At 67.7% G+C, this 10,604-nt stretch carries 9 protein-coding genes; 3 read left to right on the forward strand and 6 right to left on the reverse strand.

Features of this window, described 5'->3' with window-relative positions; all coding sequences use genetic code 11:
• Positions 1-227: 227 nt before the first annotated feature.
• The 5 genes from AB5J55_RS44385 to AB5J55_RS44405 all read right to left on the reverse strand — a co-directional run bounded on the left by AB5J55_RS44385 (position 228) and on the right by AB5J55_RS44405 (position 4,059).
• Positions 228-1,202, reverse strand: a complete 975-nt coding sequence (locus AB5J55_RS44385) for a hypothetical protein (RefSeq protein ID WP_369276027.1) — start codon at positions 1,200-1,202, stop codon at positions 228-230.
• Between the two features lie 185 nt (positions 1,203-1,387).
• A complete protein-coding gene (locus AB5J55_RS44390; protein ID WP_369276028.1) occupies positions 1,388-2,149 on the reverse strand; it encodes a hypothetical protein in 762 nt (253 codons plus the stop codon).
• A gap of 216 nt (positions 2,150-2,365) precedes the next feature.
• Positions 2,366-2,626, reverse strand: a complete 261-nt coding sequence (locus AB5J55_RS44395) for a hypothetical protein (protein WP_369276029.1) — start codon at positions 2,624-2,626, stop codon at positions 2,366-2,368.
• Between the two features lie 30 nt (positions 2,627-2,656).
• Positions 2,657-3,589, reverse strand: coding sequence for a hypothetical protein (locus AB5J55_RS44400; protein WP_369276030.1), 933 nt, complete (start codon positions 3,587-3,589; stop codon positions 2,657-2,659).
• A 227-nt stretch (positions 3,590-3,816) separates the two neighbouring features.
• Positions 3,817-4,059, reverse strand: a complete 243-nt coding sequence (locus AB5J55_RS44405) for a hypothetical protein (RefSeq protein WP_369276031.1) — start codon at positions 4,057-4,059, stop codon at positions 3,817-3,819.
• 366 nt (positions 4,060-4,425) lie between these two features.
• On the opposite strand from AB5J55_RS44405, the gene AB5J55_RS44410 reads away from it, so the two are divergent.
• The 3 genes from AB5J55_RS44410 to AB5J55_RS44420 all read left to right on the forward strand — a co-directional run bounded on the left by AB5J55_RS44410 (position 4,426) and on the right by AB5J55_RS44420 (position 7,205).
• Positions 4,426-4,650, forward strand: coding sequence for a hypothetical protein (locus AB5J55_RS44410; RefSeq protein ID WP_369276032.1), 225 nt, complete (start codon positions 4,426-4,428; stop codon positions 4,648-4,650).
• Positions 4,651-5,480: 830 nt separating this feature from the next.
• Complete coding sequence (locus AB5J55_RS44415) at positions 5,481-6,329, forward strand: hypothetical protein (protein ID WP_369276033.1); 849 nt, start codon at positions 5,481-5,483, stop codon at positions 6,327-6,329.
• Between the two features lie 483 nt (positions 6,330-6,812).
• The gene (locus AB5J55_RS44420) at positions 6,813-7,205 is read left to right on the forward strand and encodes a CU044_2847 family protein (protein ID WP_369276034.1); all 393 of its coding nucleotides are present in this window, start codon (positions 6,813-6,815) and stop codon (positions 7,203-7,205) included.
• Here the strand turns inward: AB5J55_RS44420 and AB5J55_RS44425 are convergent.
• A partial coding sequence (locus AB5J55_RS44425) for a hypothetical protein (protein ID WP_369276035.1) occupies positions 7,146-10,604 on the reverse strand: 3,459 nt, incomplete at its 5' end. The two genes, AB5J55_RS44420 and AB5J55_RS44425, sit on opposite strands and share 60 nt — an antisense overlap.

A 10,604-nucleotide genomic window follows, 5' to 3' on the forward strand; every position in this document is an offset into this window, starting at 1 on the left:
CCCGTTATCCGTGGGAAGACTTCACCACCACCCCGCAGTCGACGGCCCGTCAGCCGCCCACCCGTCCCGGAGCCGTATTGGTGCGGCAAGAGGACATGTAGTGCTGTGTGACTGCTGTCGTCGTCAAATCCTTCACGACCTTCGAGGTCAACGTGCCGCATTGAGGCGTATCGCGTCGGCGCGCATGGTGGTACCTGGCTCGGCAGCCGCCGTCTGGCTTGAGGTTGTCAGCGGATGGATAGCCCGTAATCGGCCGCGGCGCGGCCAAGGACTGTGACTTCCACGAGCTCTCGACGCTCCGCATTGGCGGGATGAGCAACCTGGATTAGCCCGGCCTCCGTGAGCTTGAGTACGGCTCGGTCGAGGGCGGTCTGGCGCTCTGTCAGGGCGGTGCGGGCTGGGGTTTCCTCGACGGCGTCACTCGTGAAGGCCGCAGGGTCGATGAGGGGGAATGGGCCGTCGGCGGCTACCGGCTCCGGTTCCTGCGCGATGACGCGCAGCAGTTCCCGTTCGGCAGCGTTCAGCATCGTGAAGGCGGCACGAGCCCGTAAGAATCGCCGCCGACCCTCCTCCGCCAGGGCAAGTTGGGCGGAGGTTGGCCGCCTCAGGCGTGAAACGGCTGGGAGCGGCTCGTTGGTGATGGCTTCGGTGCTCTGGATGAGGAAGGTGTTGATCCGGTCGTAGGTGGTGCGTACGTGGGTCTGAATGTCTGCCAGCGCAGTCTGGATCTGGGTGTCTGCGTCGTGGTGGAGGGCGTCGCGGATACGCTGGGAAGTTTCCGAAAGCTCGTCCACGAAGGGGCGATTGCGGACGCCTGGCCTCAGGAGCGGGGTCTGCAGACGCATGCCGTCCCTGTGGGCACGCCGGACCATGCAACGGTAGAGCGTTGCGGTGAACTCCTTCAGCTCTGCCTGTAACTGTTCGTCGTAGCGCTCGCTGTCGACCGGCCGTCCCTGTTGTAGATCAGCTATCACGCGTTCGGAGGTCATAAGCCAGACTCGTGCGGCAACGCGCGCCGTGGCAATGATCTCCAGAGTGACTTCGTTATACGCCTCCGTGGCTGCTGCCTTTGCGCGCCCGGCTTCCGCTTCTGCAGCCACGGCGTCGTCGCGCCGCTTCGCACGCTGCACCAGGAGGGCACCGGCCGCTCCAAGGCCGGCTCCGCCGAGGCCGCTGACGGTCGCGAGAATCGTCTCCCACATTGCCACCACGCTATCGTCCACGCCCTGCCCACAAGCCCTGCACGCCGAATCTGACACCGACTCCCGCCACGGGTGCCCGTTCGATTCCCACGCGTGCCCCTTCCGGCTCTGCCGCAGTAAATCGGGCATTTAATGCGGCACTACCCTGAACCCTTTCTAGAAGGGTGTGCAGGTCAGCGCCCCGTTCACTCGGCGGCCGCGAGCCCGTGATCCTCAAGGAACGAACTGGTGGCGTCGACGGAGGCTGCGAGCGTCGCAGCCGCGGCGCGGGCTTGTGTGAAGTGACTTCCCCATGCGGCCGCGTGATGAGGATCGACGGCGTCGGCCACGGCCAGGTCGACGAAGTCGTTGCTGCGGCCGGCGAGTTCTTGCAGCGCCTTCCAGGCTCGATAGCGGTCGTCGACCTCAAGCGCGTGCCGGGCGAGTTCCTCGAGATTGCCCATGGGACTGTCGAGGGCGGCCCGGGCTTCGGCGAGTACCTTGCCCGTTTGCTGCACCGTCTGTGCCGGCAGGAGGCCTCCGGTGTCGTACGCATCCGCGCGTTCGCGCGTGCGGCGCAGGCTGGTGAGCCGGGCGCAACGCTGGGCCACATCCCACAGCGTGGCGTTGACGGCGGCCAGCAGGGCAGGTTCGTCGAGGTATCCGGCCTTCACGACTTCGGCCCTCTGCAGCGCCGAACGCAGAGCTCTGGCGCGGCCGACCACCCGCCAGGTCTCCTCGTCCAGATCGTCGAAGAGCACGTAGCGGTGGTGCAGCCGGGCGTAGACGTCCCGCTTGCCCAAGACGTAGTGGCGGTGCAACCAGTTCCCCACTTTCTTGCCCCGCCCGGACGGCTCGGCATCCCACGGGAACGCGCCGATCGAGAGGGAAAAGGGTGTGGTGAGCTCCCGTACCAGGACGGAGCCGAGCATCGGGTCCGCAGCGATCGGGATGCGCGCGGTGACCACGTCGGTCTTTCTCATCTGCGCGTACGACAAAGGGCGCGCGTGGTACCGGCCCAGGAGCTCTTCTGCGGCAGAGCTGACGGTCCGCCGGCGCGGGCCTCGTCCTGCTGGCGGGCGAAGGCCCCTCGCCGGAGCCGTGCGGCGGCGCGACGCAGCGTGTGGGAGCGAGGCACCGGCTTTTCGGGCGGCGTGTCGCGGGTCATGGGCAAGCTCCGTCGGCTACAGCGCGGGCAGCGGGTCGGCGTAGTCGTCGACGCCGAGGAGGAGCACGTGGTGTCCGACGGCCTCCGCGGTGCCGTCGGTGACCTTCTCGACGTCGAGGCGCAGCCGGATGCGTCCGGCGCCTTCGCCGTTGGCCGCAAGGTCGTGTTCCAGTTCGTCGTCGAGGCGGTCCAGGGCGGCCTCGGCCGCGGCGTAGTCGGCCAGGTCGCGAGCGAGGACCTGGCGGGTGGCGGTGTCGCGAAGCTGATAGCTGGGCATCAGGGCTTGTCCTTCGGCTGGTGGGGGCGATCAGGTGGTGGGCTCGGCGAGCCTGCGCGCCGCTTTCACCGCGCGCTCCCAGACGTCGCGGCTGCCGCCGTGCTCGCGGGCGAGCGAGGCGGCGAGCCCTCGGACGTCGCCGCGCTCGCGCAGGGCGGCCAGGGCGATCTCCGCCCGCCGGTCGGCTTCCGAGCGGGACGGTGTGGCTGCAGGTGCAGGGCGGTGCTCGAGTGTGTTGCGGACAACGTACTCCCAGGACCTCTGCGGACCGCCGTACTGCACGCTGAGCTCGGCGGCCAGACCCGGGTGGTAGCCGTCGCGATCGATCGCCTCGGCGGCGAACTGCTCGGCGAGCTGCGTGGCGGTGAGCGGCTCACCCCCGGCACGGGCGCTCAGCTCGGCGGCGAGAACCTCCTCGAGGGCCGAAGGCCGGCCGACGGGCGCCTCCTCCTGCGGTCCGGTACGGCGGCCGGCCTTGCCGAGCTTGTCCCCGGTGCGGTTCCGGTCGAAGTCCTGCAGGTCGCCGACGCGGAAGCCGGGGATCATCCGGCCGGTCGGGCCCTCGACTTCGCCGACGGAGTCCGGGAAGTAGCCGGGGTTGTCCTTCAGGTACTTGCGGATCGTCGAGGGTCCCTTGAAGCCCAGCAGCTGGGCGGCCTTGTTGATGGAGACGACGGTCTCCGAGTGAAGCTTGTACAGCTCGGGGTCGGCCTTGAGGACCTTGCTCTGCTTCTCGTTCTGGAACCACGTGTAGAAGTCGCGGAACTGCTTCTCGTCGTAGAAGTCGGCGCCGTCGATGCGCTCCTTCTCCGGGTGGCGGTGCTCCTTGGGCTGCTCGTCGCGCACCTTGTACCAGCGGGCCGCGGTGCCGACGCTGGCGCCGGTGAACTCGCGGATCCAGTCGCGGTTGACCACGGCACGGCCGCCGATGACGCGACGCTGCGGGTTCAGGGGGTTGGGCATGGCGTTCTCCGCTTCGGGCCGCGGCCCTATACTTGGGGCCTGCTCTTCTGTGTTCCTCCGGCGCTCACGTGCCGGCGGGCGAGTCGAGTTGGTGAAGGTGGTCGGCGGGACGTTCGGCCGGGGTTGCCGCCCTGGGTCGACACCCTCGTGAGGGGGTGCCTTCCGCTGGCCACCGCTTTATGCCGCCGGTTTCGCGTAATCAATAATGCGCGCTTGATGGGTGGGTGTCAATCTCGCCGGCGCAGCCCCCGCCACGAGTACGCCCTCCATTCCCGTTCGAAGTGCCCCACCTGCTTGTTCTGTACGTGGTAAGGGGCGGTGACCATCAGCTCCTCCACCGTCGGCAGCTCCGCCTCCCGGCGCCGCATCCACGCCCGCACCCGCCCGTAGCGTTTGTCGACCCCGACGGGGTAGCCGTGCCGCTCAGAGACGGTGCGCAGCCTCCGGCCCAGAGCGGACGCACGGCCCACATGGACCCGCTCCACCGAACGCATCGGCCGCCCACGCCGGGTGGGGCCTGCCTTTGAGACCGGCAGGATGCGCCCACGTGATACAGCGCCCACGGGCAGGCGAGCTCCCCCTCGAAGGCAGCGAGGATACGCCCTACCCCGAGCAGCCGGACATTCCCTGGATCATGAAAACGGCCTCACTCGGGTTGTCGCTCAGCACAGACGGTGAGGCGCCCGCCAGACCATCGCCCGCCGAATCGACCCAGGCCTGCAGACGCAACCGGTGAACTCCACACCCTCCACCGTCTCCTTCTCCTTCAACGCGGGACTGTTCAGCGCAGGGGTGGAGCACCCAGTCGGGGATCCGCAACCAGCTCGAAGTGGGTCGTGCAGGGCTACGGGGCGCAGCACTCCCGGCTGCGCTGGGACTTCCGCAGCACCAAGAGCCATCCACTCGTAGGCGACCACCCCTTGGTCGTCCTTGTTGAGCTCGATCCCGACAAGGAGCACCACGCCGAGGTGTTGTTCTCCGGCGAGTTGAAGCACCCGATCCTCGGACGGCGCAGGCACCAAGCGCAACTGCCCACTGTGACCATCCCACTCACCACCTGACCGCACCGCGTCGACGACGGCGTCCGGGCCGAGCTCACCAATACCGGAGCCGCCACTGCGTAGTCGGTGGCGTTCTATCGCCGGCGCCGGGTGAGCCGTCAGCGCGCCAAGCCCGGCGGATTCGCTGCATTATTGCCCGTTTCCGAAGTCGCTGAGGTGATCTCTCGGTAGGGCTGAGCGTGGTGGGGTGGCCGACGGTGACGGCTGGGTGGCTGCCCGGTATTGCCTGGCCGGTATCGCCGCAGCCTGCCGCATCACCGAACGCACCACCAGGGCATCATCGCGGACCTCGAACAGGCCAGATATCTCACCCGGGAACGTATGGCAGCCTCCGCCATCCAGCAGAAGCGGGCTTGCCCGTCCGGGCACTACTGGATCTCGTCAGCCGCCACGACGGCGAACAGCGAAGCCAGGGTCCAGCGACCCGACCGCGTCACACGCAAGATCCATCTTGGAAGGCATTGAGGGTGCTCTGGCCTTTGCGGTACGGAGCCTAGCCGAGCCTGTCCCGAGACATGCTCGAGGGGCCGACCTGTAACAGGTCGGCCCCTCGAGCATGTCTCGGGTGGCTGCGCTCTGGGACGTCTGTGTGGGACGGAGTCAGAGTTTGTCGAGTGACGCTATCACTCGAATGGATTACCGATTGAGGAGGGTGCCTACGCAGAATTCGATGGAGTGGATTGTATTTTCTGTTCCGGCACTCGTGTTCAGGTTACGTCGAGGCTAGGCTGTGAGGCGCTCATCGTCGTATTTCCGAGCTGATGCGGGTTTCAAAGGCGCGTCCCGTCGGCATGATCCGCTGCGGGGTAGTCACCTTGGGGGGACAGGACATGGCGGATTTCGTGTCGTTCATCGTAGCCATACACAACCGGACGTACTCGCGGATGCAGTTGTGGGGTACGGCCCACCTTCAGCACGGCGTGTGGAGCCCCGGAAGTCCGTACTTCGGGGAGCCTCAGGAAGAGATCGCACCGCACTCCACCGAGTCCTTCCGGGGTGAGTCCCAAGGGTTCTTGACTGGCGTCGAGGGAACCCTCGATTATCTGATCACTCAGGACCATCTGCCCGACGAGTACATCCACATCTGGTTCAGTAACCCCGCATTCGGACATCCTGGATTCCGGGCATCCAGCAGCGCACTGAATTCCTTCTACCGTCTCGAATGGGGGGACCCCGGTGGCTCTGACGCCAGGATCAACTTGGATATATGGACGACCCCGGCTGCTGCAGGCGAGATCCTGCACGATGCCGGATGCAATGTCGCGTCACTATTCCAGGGAAGCGCGACACCCGTGTCCCGGGACGTCACATTCGACAAAATGCGCGGGTTTCGCAGTTCTGCATTCAGGGACCTTCCGGGACTGGATCGCTGGTGGGCTGAATTCAACGCGGCGATCCCGCAGTTGGTGCGCCTAGCCGAAGAGAACCAGGATCTTCGCGCTTCCATCGACCGTCTTCTCCCCCGAGTCGACGAGTTCCTCTCCAGGCCCGACGAGGAGATCCGGCACGAGGACGTGGCGGACGTCCGAACCGTCCTGGCCTACCTGGCAGCAGCCGATGCGAACCTGTCCATCCGGTTCGCCGAACGGGGCTTTCGCGTCCTGTCGGCCTTGCCAGGCAAGGCGTGGAGCGAGGCGCTAGCCATCGTCTCGTCAGCGCAGCCGCACGCCGAGAGGTGACCTCAGCGCAGTCACAGCAGCGGCGTTCACTGATACCGTCCACCCGGCTGTGATCCGCTCCCTCGGGAGCGTAACCGGGTGGGCCGATCCCCGCGGCAGTCAGCCATGCTGACTCACCCCTGTTCGATTCCCGAGCTGGGAAAACCTCCGCCGGAGCTTTGACAACAGGTACTGACACAGCTCCCCGACGACCTGTTGGCGCACCTGTTGCCACGGCGCCGACTCCGCAGCCAGCCCCGCTTGGTCAAACGCAAGATGTCCAATGACCGCCTCAAGAGAGCCGAGCATCGGCACTGGCCCCAGCCGACCCAGACCGCCACCGGCGCCGACCTGATCCATACACCCAGACCGGCGATCAGATGGTCTGCAAGGAATCGGGCGGCTCAACCGGGCGCCGTGAGCGAGGACCACACACCGAACTACCCAGCGTGGTAGGACAAGTAGGGCTTGACGGCGGGAGCGGGTCCCGTGACAGTGAGCCTGGTGAAGGAGCTTGTGGAGTTCCCTTTGGACGACGACAACGGCTCGGTGTACGTCGAAGTGGACGCGTCGGGGTCGTCCGACACCTACACGCGCGTCTCGACGCAGCCAGGGGAGCCGGCCGGTCGGGCGGTGGCCTCGTTCCAGCGGGCGTTGGACCCGTTGCGTCCGGCCGTCGGCGTCGTCCTGGAGAAACTGACTAGCCTGGCAGTGCCGCCGGAAGAGGTACAGGTTGAGTTCAGTGTGAAGCTGACCGGCAAGGCGGGAGCTGTGTTCGCTGCGTCGTCGGCGGAGGGGCAGTTCAAGGTGGCGGTCACGTGGCGGCGAAATCTGGGGTCACCAGTTGCCGGTGAGCCGGAGGATCCCGGAGCGGCAGATGGCGACCAGGGCGTCTGACGTGGTCCAGCAGAGCGCGTCCACCGCGGAGCCGAGATCCGTGGACAGGACCAGGTCCGCGCTACCGCCTCTTTGGTGCCGCCAGATCCTGACGAGGCCATTGCGGTCGCCGGCAGCACTGAGGATACGGCCGTCCGGACGGACGGCGAGCGTGAGTTCGGATCCGAACTCCAGCTGGGCCGACCACCGTTCGCTCACCGGATGGAGCCGCTCCCCGCGACTCTCGTAGACGCAGAGCTCCCCGACGAATTCGGTCTCCGTGTAGGCGAGGATGAACTCTCCGACGCCGGCCCTGCGGTCGATCGGGGGCATCAGAGCGAATCGTTCGACGTTCGGGACATTGTCAAGGAGGCGCAGCTCGACGTGGCCCGACATCCCCCAGAGGCACAGCGTGCGCCCACTCAGTCCCAGTAGCCCGACGCGACCTTCCTCGTTGGCGAGGAACGTCAGCTGCCGAAGGGCGAAAGGGGTTGGAGCAGGGCGGGCGAAAGGCAGTGCCGGCTCCGGCGGCGGAGAGCCTGCTGCGGGTGGCGTGCGCTGCGCCAACGCCGGGATCCCCCCGGCATGGTGGCGGCTTCGGCGGCGCAGGATGCCCAGGCCGCGCCTGCGCTCTTGGGAGTCGAGGGACCACAGGCGCACCAGGCCGTTCTGGTCGCCGACCGCGATCAGCACCTCGCCACCGTCGACCTCCTCGATGGCCAGCGGGCCGTCGACCTGGTGTGACGAGTCGCGACTCAAGCCAAAGATGTCCAGCCCGACAGTGGTGAACAGGGACAGGCCATTCGGTGCGGCCCGCCACACTTCCAGCGTCTCGCGGTCGAGTCGGCCTATCACCAAGGTGCGCGGGGTGTCGGCGTAGGCCACCGCCAGGCGTTGGCCATAGCTGGGCGGGTCGGAGTGGGGCGCGTCGGAGACGAGGGAGAAGAGCGAGTCCTCGGTGACCAGCAGAGCGGTGAAGGGGCAGTCGTCATCCTGTTCCGTCAGGGCGATCACCTGCCCGCCCCCCACGGGGATCATCGCGGCCGGGTAGATCGGGGCACCGATCGGTTCGGGCGGGAGCACGGGCTGGGGAGGGAGATAACCGACCTTCCAGAGCCGTACCTCCGCGCCGCTGTCAACGGCGGACAAGCCCTGGCCGCTGTAGGAGAGCAGCACGGGTTCGCCTGTCGGATCCACGCCGAGGGCCAGGTTCTTGACCCCGGATTCGTGCCCGACCCTCGGGATGCCGATCGGTGTCAGTGCCTTGCCCACCTCCCAGGTGGAGAGAGTGCCTCCGGCATCACCGAATGCGGCGATGCCGCGGCCGTCCGCCAGCATGATTCCTGCGGCGGCGGTGACGGGCATGTTTAGGCCGGGGGCGGCCATCGCCGACGGGCCCCCGGGCGTCACCTCGGACAGGGTTACGGCGTCTCCCGAGGCTGCGAAGAGCAGCAGCGTGCCGTCCGGCCGGGGCAGGAACTGCACCACTTCCGGGTTGAAGGTGTGGTCCGGGATCGGTGCCCCGCAGCGGACCAGCCGGTCCTCGGCGACCCGGGCCAGCTGGACCCGTACGGTACTCGCGCCCGCCACGGTCACGGTCTCGAACCAGGCGAGGTACAGCTCCCCGTTCTGGTCGGCGATGGTCACGCTGTCCTTGCGCAGGGGCTCCAGCCCTTCGGGGGTGAGGCGGTCGAGCAGCTGTGGGCCGTCGCCGCTCACGTCGACCAGATGGATCACGCCGTTGGCCGCGACGACGCCAAGCAGCCTGCCGTCGGCGTCCAGGGCGAGCCCCGCGTCCCCGGTCATCGTGAATCCCATGTCCTCCAGGGCGAGTTCGCCCAGCAGCCGTACTCCGCCGGTGAGCGCCCAGTACTGGAGTATTCCCTCGCCGGTGAGGGAGAGCGCGGTCTCGCTGCCGTCGTCGTGCACGTGGACGGCGTTCGCATGGAAGGTGTTAAGGAAAGAGTCCTCTGATACGCCGTCGTCGGGTTGTAGAAGGTAGCCGTGCGTGCGCCACAGCTGGCCCGAGAACCACGCGGCAGGGTTTCCCTCCGGGTCGAACCACAGGGCGGTCGCATAGGTCTTCGAGAACCGTGCGAGGGTTTGCTCGGCGCTCTCCGGCTCCCACCGCACGGGCCGTCCCGACCAGGTCGGCGAGAAGAGAGCCTCGGCCTGCTCGGCCAAGTTCGGAAAGCCCGTCTGGCGGGCTGTCAGGATCAGGACGGCTGCCCGTCCGGGGCAGTCCGCCTCGGCGAACTGGTGGCTGGCGCGCCGGTATACGAACGCGGCAGCCCGCGCCGCCTCAGAGACGACGTGTCCGAGCTGGGGCAGCAGCCGCTCGGGGGGTGCGGTGATGAGGTAGCCGACATCCTGCACTAGCTCGTCGAGGCATCCGGCGGCCACCGCGTGAGCGGCCATGTTCACCCTGAGGTACTCCGCTGCCCGCTCCCAGCGCAACGTTCCGTCCTGGTCGGCTGGCACCTGCTCGAGCAGGGCCCGGTACACCAGGCGGTGACCGTTGCGGCTGGGGAACCGTTCCCCGTACTGCACGCGGAAGGTGTCGTCCAAGGCCTGGTGGAACAGTCGATACGCGGGTGGGTCGACGGTCGTCTGCTCGACCAGATAGCTGCCGGCGGAGGCGATCATGCGGGCGAGGTCGGCCGGCGAATGCCGGGCCGAGGTCAGGGATTCGGCGACGGAGAGCCACAGCGGTCCCTCGCCGAAGCCGGGGTGCTCGGCGAAGGCCACGGCGGTCAACAGGTCCCGTACCGTCTCGGCCCGGTCACCGAAGCGAATGTTCAAGTAGCCGTCGACCGCTTCGCCGAGGTCGGCGGGCAGCAGTGCTTCCCACGAAGTACCGCTGTCCGCCGCGGCCAGCGCGGCAGCACTGGCCAGCTGGGCGACGAGGAAATTCCCGTTCGCGTGGTCTGTGATTGAGTGGGCCAGCCCGTTACGGCCCGTCCTGCCGACCCGCCGTGCCACGAACGATTCGACATCGGCGAGTTCCAGATAGCCGAGACCAGAGCGCGAGTCGCGCTGGGTGCTGTCCAGATCGATGACCAACCGGTTGCCCAGCCGGGCCAAGACGGTGCTCCGCCGGGTGCCGACCAGTACGCGGAGACCGTGGCGTGCGGGATCCAGCGCGATCCTGCCGAGCAGTGACGCGATCCGCGTGGCGTCGTCCCCCGTCGCCTCGTCGAGCGCGTCAAGCAGCACCGTGAACGGGGCACTGCGTCGGGGCAGTTGCTGGAGCAGTTCGACTGGATTCTGCGCCTCGACCCCGGCGGCGACGGCGACCTGCTGGATGACGTCTTCCAGACTCCTGCCCCGGGCGTGGACGGCGACGTCGATGCAGCCCGGGCGGGGCAGCGGCACGGCGGGATCGAGCTCCTGCGCGTGGATGAACGGCCGGGTCAGGGG

The sequence above is a fragment of the Streptomyces sp. R11 genome, assembly GCF_041051905.1.
Classification (GTDB): Bacteria; Actinomycetota; Actinomycetes; order Streptomycetales; family Streptomycetaceae; genus Streptomyces.

What these genes read in the sequence shown, in the direction of transcription:
- AB5J55_RS44385 (WP_369276027.1), bottom strand. Translation starts at nt 1,202, where the DNA reads ATGTGGGAGACGATTCTCGCGACCGTCAGCGGCCTCGGCGGAGCCGGC.
- AB5J55_RS44395 (WP_369276029.1), bottom strand. Translation starts at nt 2,626, where the DNA reads ATGCCCAGCTATCAGCTTCGCGACACCGCCACCCGCCAGGTCCTCGCT.
- AB5J55_RS44400 (WP_369276030.1), bottom strand. Translation starts at nt 3,589, where the DNA reads ATGCCCAACCCCCTGAACCCGCAGCGTCGCGTCATCGGCGGCCGTGCC.
- AB5J55_RS44415 (WP_369276033.1), top strand. Translation starts at nt 5,481, where the DNA reads ATGGCGGATTTCGTGTCGTTCATCGTAGCCATACACAACCGGACGTAC.